Consider the following 17,719-nt stretch of genomic DNA (forward strand, 5'->3'; position numbering starts at 1 on the left):
CGGCTGCTGGAGCGCGGACGGCGGGAACAGTGCGTGGCGGTGCTCTCAGCCGAGGAGGCCTACGCGGCGGCGGAGCTGCTGGGGCAGTTCGCGCAGCTCGATCCGCTGGCCACGGTGAACCAGCTGGCGGCGTCGTTGGCCAGCCGCCTCTACAGCCGCCTCGGCGCCTGAACACCCGTCAAGGCCGCCGTCCACAGGGGACGGACTCGGTCGCGCCGGGATCAGCGGGACGGGGGCGCGCCGCCGGACGGCTTCGTCGAGGTGTCCACGCCGACGTTGAGAGTCGCGGTGTAGCCGCCCGCGCCGTCTCCGGTCACGGTCGCGAGCTGCAAGGCGCCGCTGTCGTCGCCGAAGACGTTGTCGGCGCTCAGGCTCACCTTCCGGAGGTTGGCCACGGACTGCTCGTAGCCGGTCTGGGCGTAGACCGTTTCGCACACGTTCTGCGGCAGGGCGACCTGCGACGTGGCGATGGCCTTGGTGGCGTCGGTGATGCTCGCCTGGTCGGGGTAGACCTCGAAGTGGATGTGCGGCCAGCGGCCGTCGTAGCAGGCCGGGAAGATGCTCGTGAAGCGGACCCGGCCGTCGGCGCCGGCGATCTGGACGCCGCGCAGGTAGTTCTCGTTCTCGATCCCGCTCGAATAGAGGGAGTACCGGCCGGCGCGGTCGGCGTGCCAGACGTAGACGGCGGCTCCGGCGAACGGCGAGCCGCCGTTGGCCAGGTCGGCGATCATCAGTTCCAGGGTCATGGGCACGCCTTCGGCGGTGCCGCTGCCGGTGCCGAAGCCGGGCCGGATGTCGCTGCGCACGACCCCGCTCTGTTCGAGCACGTCCGGCCCGTTGGAGCCGTCGCCCGGGTACGGTCCCGCGGTCTCGTCCGGGATCTCGCCCGACGCGGCCGAAGCCGGCGACGTGGTCGTCGTGGTGGCGGAGGAACCGCCGGAGGAGGCGCCGCACGCGGTCAGCACGGCCCCGGCCGCGCCGAGGCCGAGGAACCGCAACGCCCGGCGGCGGTCGAACAGCGTTTCGAGGTCGAAGCCGAGGCCCTGGTCCACGACCTCGTCCTGCGGCCGGGGCAACGGGCGGCCCTGGTAAGCCGGTTCGGGTTTGCTCATGGTCTTGAGCTTGTAATGCCAAGGTAAGTGCCTGGTGTGCGGACCCTGTGAGCCGGCTTTGCCTTTCCGGCTCGGCAGCTCGTTCACGCGGGCCGCACGGGCACGCCCGCCTTCACCGGCGCCCTCTTCGCGAAGAGGGCGCCGGTGAACCGGTCAGCGTGTCTTCTCGGGCACCGTGTCGAGCACGCGCACCACGTGCACGGCGAGGTCGAAGGCGGCTTTGTCGTCGAGTTCCGTGCGGCTCTGCACGACATCCTGGGCGATCTTCACCCGTCGTTCATAACGGGAGACAAACGGGGTTTCGGCGGTCATGGCACACCCACTTCTGATTGCCGAGGACGACGCGGGCTTGGCCACTCACGTACGAGGTGCTCTCGACACTGCCCACGATACCCCGCCCGGGGGAAGCAGCCGACGGCGGCGGGGCGTTCAGGCAGCGAAAAAGTTCGTTCGGCCGCCGGCAGACGACGGATGACCCTGGCGGGCGGAGACGTCGGCGAGCACGATCGTCGCAGGCCGACTCGTCATCGGGACCCGTTTCACGCGGCCCCGGGCCGTAGGCCGCCGAAAGGACGGAAACGCATGCTGATCCAGATCAGCACGGACCGGACCCTGCACGGCAGCGCCGAGCTGATCCGGCACGTCGAGTCGGAGCTCGCCACCAGGCTGTCGCGGTTCAGCGACCACCTCACGCGGCTGGACGCCCATTTCAGCGACGAAACCCATGCCGGCGACGGACAGGACCGGCGCTGCCTGCTCGAGGCCCGGCCGGCCGGGCGGCGGCCGGTGGCCGTCAGCCATCACGCCGGCTCGCTCACCGAGGCGTGCCGGGGTGCCGCGCAGAAACTCGAGCACCTGCTCGAAAGCGTTTACGGCCGCGCGGACCACCACAAGGGCGGGGACTCCATCCGGCATCAGGACGGGCGCACGTGACCGTCATCGGCCGCCGGCTCGGCAGGGGGCGTACCGGAAGCCTGCCGCCCGGCCGAGGGGTTCTCCGGCCGGGCAGCCAGGCTCCGCACGCCCGAGCTGAAGACGGCGAGCAGCGGCACGGCGAGCAGGGCACCGACGACTCCGGCGGTGACGAGCCCGATGGCGAGGGCGAGGACGACGGCCAGCGGGTGCAGCCGGACCGCCCGCCCGAGCAGCAGTGGTTGCAGGACATGGCTTTCGACCTGCATGACGCCGACCACGACGGCGAGCACGATGACGGCCGCCCAGACGCCGTTGGCCACCAGTGCCACGAGGACGGCGATGCCGCCGGCGAGCACCGAGCCGATCACGGGGACGAACGCGCCGAGGAAGACCAGCGTGCTCAGCGGCGCCGCCAAGGGGACCCCGATGATCACCAGACCGAGGCCGATTCCCGCGGCGTCGACGAAGGCGACGGCGGCGGTGCCGCGGATGTAGTGCGCGAGGGTGGTGAATCCGCTGCGCCCGGCGACGTCGACGCGGTCGCGGAGCCGGGCGGGTACCCCTCGCATGATGAACGCCCAGATCGTGTTTCCCTGGGCGAGGAAGAAGATCAGGCAGAAGACCGCGAGCAGGGCCTCGGCGAGCAGTTCGCCGACGGTGACCGCGGTGGTGAGAGCGCCCGAGGCGATCGCCGATTTGTTCCGGTCCAGCATGGCGGTCAGGTTGCCGAGCATCGAGTCGAGCTGGCCCTGGCTCAGGTGCAGCGGGCCGGTCCGCAGCCAGGTGTGCAGCTCGGTCAGGCTCACGGTGACCTGGTCGATCAGCTCGGGCATGCCCACGGTGACGGTGATGACCACGAACGTCACCACCGCGCCGGCCAGCGCAATACCCACGATCAGCACGATCGCGGTGGCCAGTCCGCGGGGGACCCTCCGGCCCGCCAGCCAGGAGACGGCGGGCGAGAACAGCCCGGCGAGCAGCAGCGCCACCGCGACCGGGACGAGCACCGAGGCCAGCCGGACGGCCACGAACCCCAGTACCGTCAGTGCCGCCGCGACGACCAGCAGGCGCCACGAGACCGCGGCCGCGACGCGGAGCCCGTACGGCACCGCAGAAGCCCCGGCGTCACGCACCGTGGCGTCGGCGGGGTGTTGCGGGGTGGTTTCCTCGGCGGTCATGAAGATCCTGCTCTTGGTGGTGAACGGCCGGCTGCGGCCACGATGCCGATCGAGGGGGAAAGCAGGGTCTGGGCGCTGTCTTCCCCAGCCTACCGCCGGGCGGGCTCCCGCGCGGCGCGTCCGAGGGAGCCGAACGTCCTTGGCGGACTCCACGCGGAACGCGGTCAGCCGCCCGGGGCGTCGCGGAGGTAGGGCCTCAGCCGCGCGGCCAGCGATCTGCGCGTCACCTCGATCGCCGACACCGCGGCCGGCACCTGGCGCGCGGGGCGCCCGGCCGCGGTGTCGGCGACGAACCGCGCCACCGCGGCCGGGGCGGGGACGAGGTCGTCGCTTTGGCGGGCGAGGACGATCGGGGCCGTGGCGGGGTCGGTTTCCACGGCGAGCGACCACCCCCGCTGTTCGTTCCACACCAGCATGACGTCGTGGTCGGGCCGGCCGGGCCACCGCCGCGGCAGCCCGAGGTAGGCGGTGGCCGTGTCGCTGATCTCCACGGTGGTGCTCTCGTCCGGGACGCCGACCGCGGCCGCCACCTCCCGTACGTAGTCGCCGAGGGCGCGCTCGAGGGTACGGGTGTCGAGTTCGGTGTGCTCCATGCCTGCCACGCTAGAGGGCTTCCGAACGGACGGCACACCAGGAGCCGCGCGTCGCCGCCGGTGAGCCGGGCCGTATTGTCAGTCCTTTGTGGACCGGCGAGGCCGCCCGGCGCGGGGGCCGGAATCCGCGGAACGTGCCGAACGCCTCCGCTCCGCGGTGACCAACGGCCCTCGCGCCCGTGGACGCGGTGTGGTCATGCTGGAAGACGGCCGATCGGCTTTCGACCCCCAGGAGCGCCCATGCGGTTCCGTGATCGCCGGGAAGCCGGTGAGCGACTGGCGCTCCGGTTGCGTCAGCTCCGTGGCGACCGGGCCGTGGTCCTCGGCTTGTCCGAGGGCGGGCTGGTGGTGGCCGGCGAGATCGCCGACGTCCTCGGTGCGCCGCTGGACGTCCTGCTCACCCAGCGGATCGAGGCCGCCGGGCCGCCGCCGGCGCTGCTCGGCGCGGTGGGCGAGGGCGGCCTGATCGTCTGGGACCACGACGCCATCCGGCGGTTCGACGTCGCGGCGGCCGGGCTCACCCGGCTCGCCGAGGAGGCGAGTGCCGGCCTGGCCCGGCAGGTCGCCGTCTACCGGCGCGACGTCGCACCGGTGCCGATCGTCGGCCGGACCGTGGTGCTCGCCGACGACGGCGCCGCCACCGGCACGACCGCGCACACGGCGATCGGTGTCCTGCGCGCCCGTCAGGTGCGCCGGATCGTGCTCGCGGTTCCGGTCGCCGAGGCGGGCGTGCTCGACCGGCTCGCCCGTGAGGTGGACCAGGTCGTCTGCCTGCGCCCGGTGCGCTGGCTGCACGCGGTGCGCAACAGCTACCGGAAGTTCCCGGCGATCGACGGCACCGAGGCGCTCGAGCTGCTGCACCGCGAACCCCGCCTGCCGACCGAGGTGCCCCGCTGACGTGCGCCGGGGTCAGCCCGGCAGGCGGACGGCGATCTCGTCGCCCAGGGTGGCGCCGTCCGCCAGCTCGAGCTGGTCTCCGCTCCAGAAGCGCCCCGGGTCGTACCAGTTCGGACGGCGGCTCCGGGGCAGCAGGCCCATGGCCTCGTAGGTGAGCGCGACGATCTCGGCGCAGTAACCGGACTCGAGACCGGCGTCATCGGCGTTCCGCTTCCGGGACGGCAGCCGTCCGCCGAGCCACCGGGACGCCAGCCGCGCGGTCGACGGGAACGGGGTGCCGTCGAGCCGCGCGATCGTGCGCAGGACGGCGTCCTCCATCTCCGCGGTGACGGGGTGGACGAGCTGGCGCAGCCAGACCCGCTGGTGGTACCGCTCGGCCCAGACGAGCACGGCCTGGCGCAGGTCGTGCAGCTGGGCGCCGCGCTGGTGGGCGCCCGACCAGACGTCCGGCAGGCTCCGCCCCAGTTCCGCGTGCCACATCAGCGGCGGCAGGTCCTCGATCACCACGGCCATGCCGACGTGGTTGACCGGGCTGTTCGTGACGACGCGGATCGTGCGGTCGGCCGCGGACCGTCCCCGGAACAACCACAGGTCGCCCGTGCGCGTCACGGCCACGGCTTCGTCGAGATCGAGCTCGGTCCCCGGCACGGCAGTAGCCTAGGCCCATGCGCTGGTGGAAGACAGTGGGACTGGCCGGGCTCGTCGGGGTCGCCGCGACCGGGGCGGTGATCGCGCGCCAGGAGCGACGGCGCCGGGCCTACACCCCGGACGAGATCCGGGAACGGCTGCACGCCCGCCTCGCCACGCCGCCACCTGCGCCCGGCGGCGAAGCAGACTGAGGCCCGGCCACACCGAGGCCGGAGAACGCCGGTGCCGCGGTCGCGGCCGGAAAGCCGGGTCCGCAGCGCGAGCGCTGCGGCGGCGTCCCGGGTTCCGGCCGGCGAATCCGCCGGCCGTGCTCGGCGCTCTCCGGGCCGGGCGCCGTCGAGGCCGGCGGAAAGGCTCAGCCGGAGAGCTGCACCTGGTTGTCGACGGCGGTCACCCCGGGGGCGAACCACGCGGTCTGCTCGGCCGAACGGCGTTCGGCCGGGGTGAGGACCTGCCCGGTCAGCGTGACGTGACCATCGTCGATGGCGACCTCGACGTGCTGCGCGAACCCCGGTGCGTGCCGGGCCAGCGCCGCGACGAGCTGCGCCTTGGTCTCGGCCGCGGTGACTCCCGGCGCGGGCCGCAACGTGATCAGGTTCCGCACCCCGCTGACCCCGGGGAGCACGGCCACCGCCCGGCGGGCGGCTTCGCGCTCGTGGTGCCAGTCCACCGAGCCGCGCAGCGTGACCACCCGGTCGCGCACGTCGACCTGCACCGAATCCTTCGGCACGAGAACCGTGCGGCGGTCGAATACGGCCATGGCTTCCCGGGCGATATCCACGTCGTCCGGAACCGCGTGGCCGTGCCGGACGAGGATCCGGTCCACGGTGGTGGTCACCCCGTGGACCCGGGTCGCGGCGCGCAGGGCCGCTTCCTTCTCGGGATAGGTGCCGACGTGTCCGGCCAGCGTCGCGGCGCCGTCGGCGACGGTCACGGCGATTCCTTCGGCGTTGACACTGGGGGTCCAGGCGAGTTCATCGGTGACAGCCGTCTTGAGGTGGTGATCGGGCCGGTGCTGGATCTGTGTCATCCCTCCACGGTGGTCGGCCCGCGCCGCGCGACCTAGAGGCACGAGGCCTTTGTCCGGGGGTCGTTCGGCGCGACCGGGCGTAGCGTGGAGTGGTGGATGACAGCCCGCAGCACGCTACGCCCGTCATCACGGTCTTCTTGGTCGACGACCACGAACTCGTGCGGCGCGGGATCGCCGAACTGGTCGGCGACGAACCCGACCTGACCGTCGTCGGGCAGGCTTCGTCGGTGGCCGAAGCCCTGGCGAGGGTGCCCGCGCTGCGCCCGGACGTGGCGGTGCTGGACGTCCGGCTGCCGGACGGCAACGGCGTGCAGCTGTGCCGCGACCTGCGCGCGGCGCTGCCCGGCCTCCGGTGCCTGATGCTCACGTCCTTCACCGACGAGGATTCGATGGTCGAAGCGGTGCTGGCCGGCGCCGAGGGGTATGTGATCAAGGACGTGAAGGGGCTGCAGCTGGTGGACGCCATCCGCCGGGTGGGGGCGGGCGAGACCCTGCTGGACGGCCGGGCGGTCGCCGCGCTGGTGACCGAGCTGCGGACCAAGACCGGGGAACCCGGCCCGTTGGCGGGGCTGAGCGAGCAGGAGCTGGTGCTGCTGGACCTGCTCGGGGAGAGCCTGACGAACCGGCAGATCGCCGAGCGGATGTTCCTGGCCGAGAAGACCGTCAAGAACTACGTGTCGCGGCTGCTGGCGAAGCTCGGGCTGGAGCGGCGGTCGCAGGCGGCGGTGCTGGTGACCGGGATCCACGGCGCGCACCGCCGTCCGGGCGGTTAGCGGCCGAACGGGTGCTCGTCGCTGATCACGACGTCCTCGAGCTGGGCCTGGGCCGGGGACGGTACCGCGGTGCCGTGGCCGAGGCGCAGCATGATCTGGGGCCAGAGCCCGCCGCCGAGCAGCCGGCGCAGCTCGCGCCGGGTGGACGGCACGGCGATCGCCTGTGCCGACAGCGCGGCGGAGAGCCCCGCGGCGGTGGCCGTGAGCAGGACCCGCTGCAGGGCCTGGCCGGCCTGGAGCCGGCCGAGGGCGGTGTCGTGCAGCGAGCCGACGACCACGACCAGCCGGCCGGGTTCGAGGTCGAGGTCGCTCCCGCCGCCGGGGCCGGGCGTGGCCGGCGGGACCTCCGTGCGGTGCATGATGTCGCGCAGCTGGGGCACCTGGTCGTCGGTGATGGTGGCCAGCCAGGCGCGTTCGACTTCGGCGGCCCGCCGGAGCTGCCGCTGCACCGCCTCGGGGACGATCGCGGTGGTGAACGGACGCCGGTTGCTCTGCCGTCCGGCGATGGCCGCCACGAGTTCACGGTCCTGCGGCGCGATCGTCTCGTAGCCGTTCGGCCGCACGACGGCGAGCAGCTCGGGCCGGTCCGCGGTGGGGAACAGCCGCACGTCGGCGTGGCTGCTCTGCGCCTTGATCGCCAGCCGGAGGTTCAGCAGGGCGGCCCCGCAGTCCAGCATTCGTTCGCGCTGGTCGCTGTCGGTGCCGGTGGTGAGCGAATCCGCGTACAGCTCGACGGCGTCCGGGGTGCACTGGAACCGCCACGGCCGTCCGTGACCCAGCGGCGGCGGAGCCGTGGCCGCGAGGAGCACGGATCGCATCTGGCTCGCGTTGAGGTGCCCGACGGGCATGACACCGGTCTTCATGGACGGCTCCGAATTCGTGGGTTCCTGGTGCCTTCACCGTCCGCCCGGGCGCCGGCCTGGGCCAAGTGCCGAACGGCACCCGTGGCCGGGCGAAGGTCGCCGGTTGCGAAACGTGGTGCGGTTCCCCCGGATCCGCCACGAGCCGGACCGCCCGTGCCACTGTGGGGACATGCCCGAGGAAACGACGTCGGGCCGGGACCGGATGGGCGCGCTGCCGGCGGCCGTGCTCGCCTTCTCCGCCGGTCTGGAGCTCGAGGCCGTGCTGCACCGGATCGTCGTCGCCGCCGCCGGACTGGCCGGCGCCCGGTACGGCGCACTGGCCCTGCTCGACGAGGAGGGCCGGACGACCGCGTTCGCCGTCACCGGCGTCGACGACGCCACGCGGCACCGGATCGGCCCGCCACCGGCGGGGCACGGGCTGCTCGGCGCGCTCGTGACCGGCCGGGCTCCGGTGCGCCTGCGCGAACTGGACGCGCGCTGCTTCCCGCCGGGCCACCCGCCGATGCGGGCCTTCCTCGGCGTCCCGCTCCTGGTCCGGGGCGTGGTCCTCGGGCGGTTGTACCTCACCGGCGAGCGGCCGTTCACCCTCGACGACGAACGGGCGATCGTCGCGCTGGCGGCGGCGGCCGGCATCGCCGTCGACAACGCGCGGCTCTACGAGGAGAGCCGGAGCAGGCAGCGGTGGCTGGAAGCGACCGGGGAGATCTCCGCCGAGCTGCTGGGCGGCGCCGACGTGCACGCGGTGCTGCGCCTGGTCGCGAGCCGGGCCGCCGAGCTCACCGGCGCCGACCACGCGCTCATCGCGCTGCCCGGGTCGCCCGGCGGCGCTTTGGCCGTCTCGGTGTGCGCCGGCCCGGACGCGGCCGTGCTGACCGGCCGCCGGATCCCGCTCGACGGGTCGACCTCGGGCGCGGTGCTGCGCGACCACGTGCCGCGCAGCGTGCCCGGCCTGGCCGAGGACCTGGGCGTGGACCTCGGACCGGCGCTGGCGGTGCGCTTGCGCTCCGGTGAGTCCACCGCGGGCGTGCTCCTGGCGATCCGCGCTCCCGGCGCGGCGCGGTTCGGCGAGCACGAGCTGCAGCTCGTGGCCGCCTTCGCCGACCAAGCCGCGCTGGCTCTGCGCGACGCCGAAAGCCAGGCCGCCCGCCGGGAGCTGGACGTGGTGGTGGACCGGGAACGGATCGCCCGCGATCTGCACGACCACGTCATCCAGCGGCTGTTCGCGGTCGGCCTCGGCATCGAGGGCACCCGCCGCCGGGCGGACTCACCCGCGGTCGCCGCCCGGCTCGTCCAGCACATCGACCAGCTCCAGGACGTCATCGAGGAGATCCGCAGCGCGATCTTCGCCCTGCACGGCCGGCCGGGTGCCGGGCGGGGGCTGCGGGCGCGCCTGCAGGACGCCATCACCGACGCCTGCGCCGACTCCGCCATCCGCACGACGGTCCGGCTGTCCGGCGCGTTCGACCGGGTGCCCGCCGGCTTGGCCGAACACGCCGAGGCTGTCGTGCGCGAAGCGGTCAGCAACGTCCTGCGGCACGCGCGGGCAGCGGAGCTGGCGGTCACCGTGTCCGTGGCCGGGGACCTGGTCGTCGAGGTCTCCGACACCGGGATCGGGCTGCCGGAAGCCGTGGCGCGCAGCGGGCTGCGCAACCTCGAGCAGCGGGCCGCGGAAGCGGGCGGGTCACTGCGGCTCCGGCGGCCGGACGGCGGCGGCACCTGTCTGCTGTGGACGGTCCCGGTGCGCTGACGCTCAGCCGGCGCTCCGGCGGTGGTGCGGGTATTCCGGGGCGCGGTGCTGGAAGGACAGGATCGCGGGGTTGCGGATCGTGCCGTCCTGGATCTCCACGGCGCGCCGGACGGTCTCGTGCTCGTCCCATGTGGACTGTCCGGAAAGGACTGCCCGCAGGTGGGGCAGCAGGGCTTCGCTGATCTCCCAGGTCGCCGAGTTCCACAGGTGGGACGGGCTGTGGTCGACGGCGTAGTAGGTGATGCCGTCGCCGACCGGGAACGCCGGCTCGGCGAACGTCGTGGGCCGCGCCCAGCTGAAGCCCATACCTTCGTCGCAGGAGACGTCGACGATCAGGCTGCCCGGAGCGAACGCGGCGAGGTCCTCCTCGATCAGGAAGGTCAGCGGCGCCGCGGTGTCCTGCAGCACGCAGTTGACGACGATGTCGTGCTCGGCGAGGAACCCGGCCAGCGGCACCCGGCCGTGATCGGTGTGCGCGTGGCTGCGCCGGGGGTCGCCGGGGTTGTTCTTGTCGTGGTCGAAGTGGACCATCGTCGCGGAGTGGATCGGGGAGCCGACCGCGCTGAGCCCCCGGGCGGTGAGGACCTCGACGTCGTGGATCCCGTGGGCGTTCAGCGCGGTCACCGAGCCGCGGGCGGTCGCGCCGAAGCCGATCACCACCGCACGGAGCCGCCGGCCGTAGTCGCCGGTCGAGCCGATCAGCTGCAGGGCGTGCAGGACCGAGCAGTAGCCGGCCAGTTCGTTGTTCTTGTGGAAGACGTGCAGCCCGAACGAGCCGTCGGACCGCCAGTGGTTCATCGCCTCGAAGGCGATCACGGTCAGCCGCCGGTCGATCGCCAGCTGGGTCAGCTCGGTGTCCTGCACGCAGTGCGGCCACCCCCACAGCACCTGGCCGGGCCGCAGTTCGGCGACGTCTTCCCGCAGGGGTTTGGCCAGCAGGACGACGTCGCACTCGGCGATAAGCTGCTCGCGCGTGCGCAGTCCCGCGACCACGCTCGCCAGCTGTTCGTCGGGCACGCCGAACGGTTCGCCGTAGCCGTGTTCGAGGTGGATGCGGTCCCGGAGATCGGCGTCGATCCGGTCGAAGTGGTGCGGGTGGATCGGCAACCGCTGTTCGTTCTCCTTGCGGGAACGCGCGACGACGCCGAGGCTGAGCTGGTGCACGGGGGCCCCTTCGCTAAAACACCAGTCTTAACACACCCGGCGCAGCCGTCGTGTACGCTGGGTGTTGTCCGAGAGCATTTCGCGCGCAAGTGGTCGAACCTGCGCCGTCCTCGGTCCCGATCCGGCCGATCGTCCAGCCGGGGGACGGAGCACCGGCATGCCGTCGGGCCCGAAAACCACCTTGACCGCCGAAGTACGGTTGCAGCTCAAGCCTGTTGCGCCCGCCACCGGATACGTCGACGGCGCCTGGTGGCCCCGCGGTGATGACCTGTCCGCCGAGCTGCCCACGCTGCTCGCGGCGCTGGAATCGCGGCTGGGGCGGCTCGACCGGGTCACCTACCGGCTCGGCGAGTGGCCGGTGCCGAACCGGCGGCTCGTCTTCGACGGCGGTACCGTCCGGCTCGAGGGGTTCCGGTCGCAATCGGCCGACACCGTGACGGTGATCGGCTGGGACCGGCGACGGCTGACCCTGCTGGTCGTCCCACCGGAAACCGGTGCCGACCTCGCGCGGCAGGCCCTCGCGGCCGCCGCGGCCGAGGGCGGTACCGACGACAGCGCGCAGCTGCTTGCGGGCCGCGGCGCCGCCGGGCGGACCCAGAGCGGCGTACCGCTGCCCGCATGACCCACGCCACCCCGGGTGGCACCACGAAAGGAAAACCCCATTACTTCCACATTGGACATTTCGTTGTTCAGCCACCCCGTCGCCGAGGAGCCCCGGCCCGGGACGCTCACCACGCCCCAGGAAAGCCGGTACGGAAGCCTGTTCCGCCAGCCGGTGTACACCCCGGAGCCGTCGTCCGGCGGCAGTACCGAACCCGCCGCGTCCCGGCGGCCCGGCAAGCAGGCCCACGACCCGTCCGGCCGCCGCACCCGGCGATGACACCGGCGCGGTAGCGGCCGCACCGCCTCCGCCCCGGGCCGAGCAGGCCCGGCGCTCAGGAGGGCGGGCCGTCGCGCAGCACGCCGCGCACGTGATCGACCGACAGCGATTCGGGATCGAAACCGGTCAACACCCAGGTCGCCCCCGCCCGCGCGTATGGAGCGCTGTCTTCGCCGGGCCCGACCTCCGCGATGTAGTCGAACGGCCCCGTTCCCCCACGCAGTGCCTCGACCTGGGCCACGGCTTCGGCGAACCGCTCGGCGGAACCGAGGTTCACCGGGAAGTAGCCGTCGAGACGCGCGGCCCGGCGCATCGGGCGGAGCTTGCCGGGGAAGCCCGCCGCCCAGACCGGGATCCGGCGCACCGGCGTCGGCAGGAACCGGATGCCGTCCACCGTGTAGTGCTCGCCGTGGTGGTGCACGACGTCGCCGGACCACGCGGCGGCGAGGACGTCCAGTGCTTCGTCGAGCATGCCGGCGCGCACCCGGTCGTCGCATTCTTCGCCGGTGCGGGAAAACTCTTCGCCGAACCGGTCGCTGCCGAGGCCGACGCCGAGGGTGAGCCGGCCGCCGCCGAGCCGGTCGAGGGTGGCGGTCTCGCGGGCGAGCTTGGCCGGGCGGCGGCGCGTGATCGCGCTGACCATCGGCCCGAAGCGCAGGTCCGACGTCGTGGTGGCGATCGCGGCCAGTGCGATCCACGGATCGGCCACGGCGGCCACCGGCTCGCGCCAGCGGAGGTGGTCCCACACGAAGAAGCCGTGCCAGCCCGCCTCCTCGGCTTCGGCGGCGAGGTGGGCGACGAGTGCCGGATCGGCCAGGTCGTCGAAGAGCGGGAGCCAGAGCGCGTGCTGCGGGGTCATGCCGGTGACGCTACGGACCGGGACTCATCGCGAAAAGCAATGAAATCCACTCAACTCGATCAGTTCTGCCGATGTTCGTCCCGGTCGGTCGAGTACCGGAACTCCCGCAGTGTCACGGTTCCGTCGAGTGCTTCCACCCCGATCATGCGGCCCGTGAAGCCGGCCGCCACCTCCGTGGACAGATAACGTCCGTCGAACGTGCCGAGGACCTGCCCCCGGCCGTCTTCGCCGAGCACGGACAGTTCGACGAGGTCGGGCTCGGTGACCTCGTGGAACGGGCCGGACGCCGGCGGCCGGAGAGCCCGGATCCGCAGCGTCACGACCGAACCGGCCGCGACGGTCGTGACGACGTCGCGGGCCGGGCCGATGGCGAGCGTCGCCGTGACCTCGCCGCCGCCGGCCGTGAGGCCGTACCAGTGCCGGTCGTCGATGCGCACGACGAACGCGCCGGCGCCCCGGGAAACGTCGAGGTGCGCCACCGCCGTCCAGTGTTCGTCGAGCGCGCGGGTCAGCAAGGGGCGCCCCGCGGCCAGGACCAGTTCGCCCGGTCCCGCCCAGCGCGTGAAGGTCTCCGGCCCGGCGCCGGGGGCCACCCAGCGCGGGTGCAGCTCCGCCGTCGCGAACCCGTCCGTGAAACCGTGGTCGGCGGGCGCGACCGGAAACCGGTCCTCGGCCACGACGGGCCAGCCGTCCACCCAGTCCACGCCGGCCAGGAAGGTTTCGCGGCCGTTCACGTGGAACTGCGGTGTCTTGCCGCGGGGCCGGACGCCCAGGTACACCATCGCCCAGCTGCCGTCGGCGCACTCGACGAGGTCGGCGTGCCCGGTGTTCTGCACCGGGTGCGTCGTGCTGCGGTGGGTCAGGATCGGGTTGGCCGGCGCCGGCTCGTACGGGCCCGCCAGGGTGCGGGCGCGGGCGAGGGTGACGGCGTGGCCGCGTTCGGTGCCGCCTTCGGCGAGCAGGAGGTACCACCAGCCGCCGACGCGGTACAGGTGCGGGCCCTCGGGCGCCGCCAGGCCGGTGCCGTTCCACAGCAGCCGCGGTTCGCCGAGCACGGCTCCCGTGGCCGGGTCGATCGGCACGCTGGCGATGCCCGGCAGGTCCGGCCGGAACGACGCCCACGTGAGGTGGCAGCCGCCGGCGTCGTCCCAGCAGAGGTCCGGGTCGATGCCGTCGGTGCCGGGCACGTGCACCGGTTCGGACCACGGCCCGGCCGGGTCCTCGGCGGTCACGATCAGCTGGCCGCGGTGGGCTTCGAGGATGTTCGTGGTGACGAGGTGGAACCGGCCGTCGTGGTGACGCAGCGTCGGGGCGTAGATGCCGGTGTTCGCGGCCCCGTCGCTCGGCGGCAGCTGGCTGGGCCGGGTCAGCGCGTGGCCTGCGAGCTCCCAGGAGACGAGGTCGGTGCTGCGCCGGATCGGGACGCCCGGCACGTACTCGAAGCTCGAATTCGCCAGGTAGTACGTGTCGCCGACCCGGCAGATCGACGGGTCGGGGTGGAATCCCGGAACGATCGGGACCGTCATCGGTGTCTCCTCACGGGTGCCCGCCGCCGTCCGCGGCGGGCACCCGCGCGGGTCAGGCGTTGCAGGTCTTGTTGCGGTTGATGCAGTTGACGACCTGGTTCATGATGCTCTGCGACATCACGTTCGCGAAGTCGTTGTGGTCGGACAAGGGGTTGTGCTCTTCGGACGGGAACGAGTCCACTTTGTACTGCTTCTTGACCTGGATGTCGCGCGGGATGTCGTAGACGAGCGTGATCCGCAGCTGCGGCACCGCCGTGAACCCGGCGGCGCAGCGGCCTGCCTTGTCCGGGAAGACGATGTGGGTGCGGTGGTTGGCACTGTCGGTGTTCTTGCCGTCCCAGCAGCTCGGGAAGGTGTGGAACCGCTCGACCTTGCTGCCCTCGGGGCAGATCGGGTACTTGTCGGTCAGCCGGTTTTCGAAGCCGGTGCAGGTCCACGCCGCCCGGGTGTTCTTGGTGCCGTTGATGGACGGCTTGGCGTCACCGGTGAGGGCGCGCAGGAACTTCGGCATCGCGACGACCTTGCCCGCGGCGCTGCCGTGGAAGGTGATGCCGACCTTCGCCGGACGCTGGATCTCGCCGTCGTTCTCCGGCAGCTCGTTGTTGGCGTCCGGGCCGGGCAGTGGCGGCGTCGCCGTCGCACCGCCGTTGTTCCCGGTGTTGCCACCGTTGCCGCCCGCCTGGCCGAGGCTGCACGGCGCGAGGGCGGCGAGGCCCTGGGGCTTGGCGGCGGTGCGGCCGATGGCGATGGCCATGCGGTCGATGGTGGCGACGCGCTTGTCCTTGAGCGGGCCGAGGATGGCGTTCTGGACGAAGTTGGGGCCGCCCTGGCCCTGCGTGCCGACCAGCCGCTGGTTGGCCTCCTGGAGCTGCGTGTTCAGCAGCTGGAGGTTGCGGTCCACTTCGGCCTTGGCCGACGCCGGGACGGCGGGGAGCTTGCTCGCGACGTCCGGGCAGGTGATCTGCTGCGCCGCGCCGGCCGGGGCGCCGCCGCCGTTGCTCGCGGGGTTGCCGCCGGTGCCGGCCTGCTCCTTGAGCGCGCAGGGGGCGAGGGCGGCGAGGCCCTGGGGCTTGGCGGCGGTGCGGCCGATGGCGATGGCCATCCGGTCGATGGTGGCGACGCGCTTGTCCTTGAGCGGGCCGAGGATGGCGTTCTGGACGAAGTTCGGGCCGCCCTGGCCGCGGGTGCTGATCAGCCGCTGGTTGGCCTCGTCGAGCTGCGTGTCGAGCAGGTCGAGGTTGCGGTTGACCTCGGCCATCGCCGAGTCGGGGACGTCGGGGAGCTTGCTCGCGACGTCCGGGCAGGTGATCACCGGCGAGGCGGCGGCATCGGCCGCCTGGTCGCGGTCGCCGTCCGGGGACTTCGCGGGCGGGTTCTGCTCTTCGTCTTCGGTGTCGATACGGACAACCGGCCAGAAATAGGCGGATTTGTCCCCGTTTTTGCAGGTGGTCCCGGCGGCTTCGAGGCTCTTGTTGTTCGAGTCCGCGTTCGACGAGAGGTTGCCGACGTAGTCGTGCAGGTGCTGGGCACCGTTGCGGATGCCGGGCTGGGCGACGAAGTTGTCCGGGTTGAAGTGCTGGTTCTCGTTGCGGCCGCAGTCCACGGTGAAGGTGCCGGTGGACGCGCCGCGGGCGTTCGCGGGCTCGGTGTTGTTCGGGGCGACCTTGAGGATGTCGATGTAGAGCGCCGCGTCGGCCTCGTCGGCGCTGGCCTGGCCGGGGTCGCCGAACGTGGTCGACACCGCGATGCCGCCGGCGGCGACGGCCAGAGCGAGAACGCCGGTGGCGATCTTGGTTCGTCGGGAGATGCGGTGCTTTCCCGTGTTTCCGGGCATGAAGTCACTCCGAGGGGTTCAAAGGGAAGAGAATCCACTGGCCCGACACCAGTGGAGCGGTTCTCTGTTAGCGGTAACAATGTCCGTCCGGTGAAATGTTCACCGATTCTTTCCGGGGGTTCAACGAAGGGCGGGCACGGCGTAATCGTGACCTGTGCGCCCCTCGTTGTCCAGAGCTTTGTCCCGTGAGGAAAGAGTTTGGAAATGTGGTGAACCGCAATGAACCCGCAGCCGTGTACCCGAGTGGGGCGTGCAGTGTGGAGTCAGCTGTCCAGCAGCGTCAGAGTGGGGGTTTCGCCTGGGCCGGCGGGGAAGTAGGCGAGGAAGGTGACCCCTTCGTCCAGGGGTTCGAACTGGGCGATCCGGGTCGATTCGGGCTCGTGGAACACGTCGCCGGGGCCGAGCACGGATTCGGGCTCGCCCTCGATCCGGTAAACGGCCGAGCCCGTTTCGATGCTGCCGAACACCGGTCCGTTGTGGACGTGCAGCCCGAGGTGCTGGTTCGGCGCGATGGTGATGCGCCGGACCTCGACGTGGTCGATCACGCGGGGTGCCGGGAGCTGCTGGTTCAGCAGCAGCGTGCGGGTGATGGCGGGGACGACGGCCGGTTCGCCGACGCCGGCGGGCTCGCCGAGCTCGGTCGGGGTGCCGTCGGCGGGCAGTTCCTCGATCGCCAGGTGGGTCAGCGACGACGTGTCGGTGGCGCCGTGCCAGTGCCATTCGCCGGCGGCGACGCGGACCGTGTCGCCCGGCCGGATCAGCTGGGCCGGGCCACCGCGGCGCTGGACGTAGCCGGTGCCTTCGGTGACGACGAGAACCTGGCCGAGCGGGTGCCGGTGCCAGTGGGTGCGGGCCCCGGGGGCGAACTGGACGCGGTCGACGCGGGTGCGGGACGGACCTTCGGGGACGGCGAGCGAGGTGATCCAGGCGCTGCCGGTGACCGCGTCGGCGGGGGCGGCGGTGCTGGTGGCCGGAACGTGGCGGACGTGCACGGAGTTCTCCTGACGGTTCAGTGGGTGGCGAGCAGCGCGAGGACGCCGGAGACGGCCTGGTCGAACGGCTCGGGGCGGCCGGCGGCGCGGGCGAGCACGTAGCCGCCCTGCAGGACGGCGACGATCGTGGCGGCCAGCGCGGCGGTGTCCAGCGTGGCGGGCAGCTCGCCGGCGTCGCGGCCTTCGTCGAGGACCTCGCTCAGCCGGGTGCGCAGCCGCGTGAGGGTCTCGTCGACCGGGGCCCGCAGGACCGGATCGGCGACGATGTCGGGGTCCTGGGTGAGCCGGCCGATGGGGCAGCCCTTGAGCACTTCGCGCTCGCGCCGCAGGTAGGCGGTGATGCGCTCGACGGCGGTGCCGGGCGAACGCAGCTGCGCGTCGGCGGCGGCGAGCAGCTCTTCGGCGCTGCGCCGGACGGCGGCCAGCGCGAGGTCCTTCTTGCCGGCGAAGTGGTGGTACATGCTGCCCTGGCCGGCACCCGCCCGCTGCTGGATGGCCTTGGGGCTGGTGCCGACGTAGCCGCGTTCCCACAGCAGCTCGCGGGCGCTGTCGATGAGCTCGTCCCGGGTTCCCATGAGACGTGACTGTACATACTAGTAGGTACAGAATCAACGTGTCACAGCTTTCCGCCGGGCGGTGTCTTGAGGCCGGACACTGTCGAAATGGTGGGTGCGATGATCACCCACGCCCGCGACATCACCGCGTGAG

At 72.6% G+C, this 17,719-nt stretch carries 20 protein-coding genes; 7 read left to right on the top strand and 13 right to left on the bottom strand.

The annotated features are described in order from the left end of the window. Window positions 1–221: 221 nt before the first annotated feature. Together ACLJQE_RS42025 and ACLJQE_RS42030 are read right to left on the bottom strand one after the other, a co-directional pair. Window positions 222–1,112, bottom strand: a complete 891-nt coding sequence (locus tag ACLJQE_RS42025; RefSeq protein WP_410645400.1) for an intradiol ring-cleavage dioxygenase — start codon at window positions 1,110–1,112, stop codon at window positions 222–224. 153 nt (window positions 1,113–1,265) lie between these two features. Beyond that, entirely contained in the window at window positions 1,266–1,424 is a 159-nt protein-coding gene (locus tag ACLJQE_RS42030) for a DUF6307 family protein (RefSeq protein ID WP_410645401.1), read from the bottom strand. 270 nt (window positions 1,425–1,694) lie between these two features. Between ACLJQE_RS42030 and ACLJQE_RS42035 the strand changes: the two genes are divergently transcribed. Further along, the gene (locus ACLJQE_RS42035; RefSeq protein ID WP_410645402.1) at window positions 1,695–2,045 is read left to right on the top strand and encodes an HPF/RaiA family ribosome-associated protein; all 351 of its coding nucleotides are present in this window, start codon (window positions 1,695–1,697) and stop codon (window positions 2,043–2,045) included. Here ACLJQE_RS42035 and ACLJQE_RS42040 read toward each other — a convergent pair. Then, window positions 2,027–3,205 carry an AI-2E family transporter gene (locus tag ACLJQE_RS42040; RefSeq protein WP_410645403.1) on the bottom strand — a complete coding sequence of 393 codons (1,179 nt, stop codon included), beginning with the start codon at window positions 3,203–3,205 and terminating at the stop codon, window positions 2,027–2,029. The two genes, ACLJQE_RS42035 and ACLJQE_RS42040, sit on opposite strands and share 19 nt — an antisense overlap. Window positions 3,206–3,369: 164 nt before the next feature. Next, a complete protein-coding gene (locus ACLJQE_RS42045) occupies window positions 3,370–3,798 on the bottom strand; it encodes a DUF6292 family protein (protein ID WP_410645404.1) in 429 nt (142 codons plus the stop codon). Between the two features lie 240 nt (window positions 3,799–4,038). Between ACLJQE_RS42045 and ACLJQE_RS42050 the strand changes: the two genes are divergently transcribed. Further along, window positions 4,039–4,695: a phosphoribosyltransferase gene (locus ACLJQE_RS42050; protein WP_410645405.1), complete on the top strand. Its 657-nt coding sequence runs from the start codon at window positions 4,039–4,041 to the stop codon at window positions 4,693–4,695. Between the two features lie 12 nt (window positions 4,696–4,707). Here ACLJQE_RS42050 and ACLJQE_RS42055 read toward each other — a convergent pair whose 3' ends face one another. Beyond that, window positions 4,708–5,343: a hypothetical protein gene (locus ACLJQE_RS42055; RefSeq protein WP_410645406.1), complete on the bottom strand. Its 636-nt coding sequence runs from the start codon at window positions 5,341–5,343 to the stop codon at window positions 4,708–4,710. A 17-nt stretch (window positions 5,344–5,360) separates the two neighbouring features. On the opposite strand from ACLJQE_RS42055, the gene ACLJQE_RS42060 reads away from it, so the two are divergent. After that, window positions 5,361–5,534 carry a hypothetical protein gene (locus ACLJQE_RS42060; protein ID WP_410645407.1) on the top strand — a complete coding sequence of 58 codons (174 nt, stop codon included), beginning with the start codon at window positions 5,361–5,363 and terminating at the stop codon, window positions 5,532–5,534. A gap of 164 nt (window positions 5,535–5,698) precedes the next feature. On the opposite strand, the gene ACLJQE_RS42065 is transcribed toward ACLJQE_RS42060, so the two are convergent. After that, on the bottom strand, window positions 5,699–6,373 hold the full coding sequence (locus ACLJQE_RS42065; protein ID WP_410645408.1) for a BON domain-containing protein: 675 nt from the start codon (window positions 6,371–6,373) through the stop codon (window positions 5,699–5,701). Between the two features lie 92 nt (window positions 6,374–6,465). Here ACLJQE_RS42065 and ACLJQE_RS42070 point away from each other — a divergent pair, with 92 nt between their 5' ends. Continuing rightward, window positions 6,466–7,146: a response regulator gene (locus tag ACLJQE_RS42070; RefSeq protein ID WP_410645409.1), complete on the top strand. Its 681-nt coding sequence runs from the start codon at window positions 6,466–6,468 to the stop codon at window positions 7,144–7,146. Here the strand turns inward: ACLJQE_RS42070 and ACLJQE_RS42075 are convergent. Next, on the bottom strand, window positions 7,143–8,009 hold the full coding sequence (locus ACLJQE_RS42075) for a hypothetical protein (protein WP_410645410.1): 867 nt from the start codon (window positions 8,007–8,009) through the stop codon (window positions 7,143–7,145). The genes ACLJQE_RS42070 and ACLJQE_RS42075 overlap by 4 nt on opposite strands. A 169-nt stretch (window positions 8,010–8,178) precedes the next feature. Here ACLJQE_RS42075 and ACLJQE_RS42080 point away from each other — a divergent pair, with 169 nt between their 5' ends. Next, complete coding sequence (locus tag ACLJQE_RS42080) at window positions 8,179–9,756, top strand: GAF domain-containing protein (protein ID WP_410645411.1); 1,578 nt, start codon at window positions 8,179–8,181, stop codon at window positions 9,754–9,756. A gap of 3 nt (window positions 9,757–9,759) precedes the next feature. Here ACLJQE_RS42080 and ACLJQE_RS42085 read toward each other — a convergent pair whose 3' ends face one another. Continuing rightward, window positions 9,760–10,920, bottom strand: coding sequence for a N(5)-(carboxyethyl)ornithine synthase (locus ACLJQE_RS42085; RefSeq protein ID WP_410645412.1), 1,161 nt, complete (start codon window positions 10,918–10,920; stop codon window positions 9,760–9,762). 157 nt (window positions 10,921–11,077) lie between these two features. Between ACLJQE_RS42085 and ACLJQE_RS42090 the strand changes: the two genes are divergently transcribed. Both ACLJQE_RS42090 and ACLJQE_RS42095 read left to right on the top strand, forming a co-directional pair. Further along, window positions 11,078–11,542 (top strand): DUF5994 family protein, encoded by a 465-nt coding sequence (locus ACLJQE_RS42090; protein ID WP_410645413.1) that lies wholly within the window; start codon window positions 11,078–11,080, stop codon window positions 11,540–11,542. Between the two features lie 51 nt (window positions 11,543–11,593). Further along, on the top strand, window positions 11,594–11,800 hold the full coding sequence (locus ACLJQE_RS42095; protein WP_410645414.1) for a hypothetical protein: 207 nt from the start codon (window positions 11,594–11,596) through the stop codon (window positions 11,798–11,800). 55 nt (window positions 11,801–11,855) lie between these two features. On the opposite strand, the gene ACLJQE_RS42100 is transcribed toward ACLJQE_RS42095, so the two are convergent. The 5 genes from ACLJQE_RS42100 to ACLJQE_RS42120 form a co-directional block, all read right to left on the bottom strand. Then, window positions 11,856–12,659: an LLM class flavin-dependent oxidoreductase gene (locus ACLJQE_RS42100; protein WP_410645416.1), complete on the bottom strand. Its 804-nt coding sequence runs from the start codon at window positions 12,657–12,659 to the stop codon at window positions 11,856–11,858. A gap of 59 nt (window positions 12,660–12,718) precedes the next feature. Then, window positions 12,719–14,185, bottom strand: coding sequence for a family 43 glycosylhydrolase (locus ACLJQE_RS42105; RefSeq protein ID WP_410645417.1), 1,467 nt, complete (start codon window positions 14,183–14,185; stop codon window positions 12,719–12,721). A 52-nt stretch (window positions 14,186–14,237) separates the two neighbouring features. Continuing rightward, window positions 14,238–16,019 carry a DUF1996 domain-containing protein gene (locus tag ACLJQE_RS42110; RefSeq protein ID WP_410645418.1) on the bottom strand — a complete coding sequence of 594 codons (1,782 nt, stop codon included), beginning with the start codon at window positions 16,017–16,019 and terminating at the stop codon, window positions 14,238–14,240. Window positions 16,020–16,282: 263 nt separating this feature from the next. Beyond that, window positions 16,283–17,011, bottom strand: coding sequence for a cupin domain-containing protein (locus ACLJQE_RS42115; RefSeq protein ID WP_410645419.1), 729 nt, complete (start codon window positions 17,009–17,011; stop codon window positions 16,283–16,285). Window positions 17,012–17,028: 17 nt separating this feature from the next. Beyond that, window positions 17,029–17,586, bottom strand: a complete 558-nt coding sequence (locus ACLJQE_RS42120; RefSeq protein ID WP_410645421.1) for a TetR/AcrR family transcriptional regulator — start codon at window positions 17,584–17,586, stop codon at window positions 17,029–17,031. Between the last annotated feature and the right edge of the window lie 133 nt (window positions 17,587–17,719).

The sequence above is a fragment of the Amycolatopsis sp. lyj-346 genome, from assembly GCF_046548975.1.
Taxonomy (GTDB): domain Bacteria; phylum Actinomycetota; class Actinomycetes; order Mycobacteriales; family Pseudonocardiaceae; genus Amycolatopsis.

Coding starts and splice junctions, on each gene's coding strand:
- ACLJQE_RS42025 (WP_410645400.1), bottom strand. CDS start 1,112: ATGAGCAAACCCGAACCGGCTTACCAGGGCCGCCCGTTGCCCCGGCCG.
- ACLJQE_RS42030 (WP_410645401.1), bottom strand. CDS start 1,424: ATGACCGCCGAAACCCCGTTTGTCTCCCGTTATGAACGACGGGTGAAG.
- ACLJQE_RS42035 (WP_410645402.1), top strand. CDS start 1,695: ATGCTGATCCAGATCAGCACGGACCGGACCCTGCACGGCAGCGCCGAG.
- ACLJQE_RS42040 (WP_410645403.1), bottom strand. CDS start 3,205: ATGACCGCCGAGGAAACCACCCCGCAACACCCCGCCGACGCCACGGTG.
- ACLJQE_RS42045 (WP_410645404.1), bottom strand. CDS start 3,798: ATGGAGCACACCGAACTCGACACCCGTACCCTCGAGCGCGCCCTCGGC.
- ACLJQE_RS42050 (WP_410645405.1), top strand. CDS start 4,039: ATGCGGTTCCGTGATCGCCGGGAAGCCGGTGAGCGACTGGCGCTCCGG.
- ACLJQE_RS42060 (WP_410645407.1), top strand. CDS start 5,361: ATGCGCTGGTGGAAGACAGTGGGACTGGCCGGGCTCGTCGGGGTCGCC.
- ACLJQE_RS42065 (WP_410645408.1), bottom strand. CDS start 6,373: ATGACACAGATCCAGCACCGGCCCGATCACCACCTCAAGACGGCTGTC.
- ACLJQE_RS42075 (WP_410645410.1), bottom strand. CDS start 8,009: ATGAAGACCGGTGTCATGCCCGTCGGGCACCTCAACGCGAGCCAGATG.
- ACLJQE_RS42080 (WP_410645411.1), top strand. CDS start 8,179: ATGCCCGAGGAAACGACGTCGGGCCGGGACCGGATGGGCGCGCTGCCG.
- ACLJQE_RS42090 (WP_410645413.1), top strand. CDS start 11,078: ATGCCGTCGGGCCCGAAAACCACCTTGACCGCCGAAGTACGGTTGCAG.
- ACLJQE_RS42100 (WP_410645416.1), bottom strand. CDS start 12,659: ATGACCCCGCAGCACGCGCTCTGGCTCCCGCTCTTCGACGACCTGGCC.
- ACLJQE_RS42105 (WP_410645417.1), bottom strand. CDS start 14,185: ATGACGGTCCCGATCGTTCCGGGATTCCACCCCGACCCGTCGATCTGC.
- ACLJQE_RS42110 (WP_410645418.1), bottom strand. CDS start 16,019: ATGCCCGGAAACACGGGAAAGCACCGCATCTCCCGACGAACCAAGATC.
- ACLJQE_RS42120 (WP_410645421.1), bottom strand. CDS start 17,586: ATGGGAACCCGGGACGAGCTCATCGACAGCGCCCGCGAGCTGCTGTGG.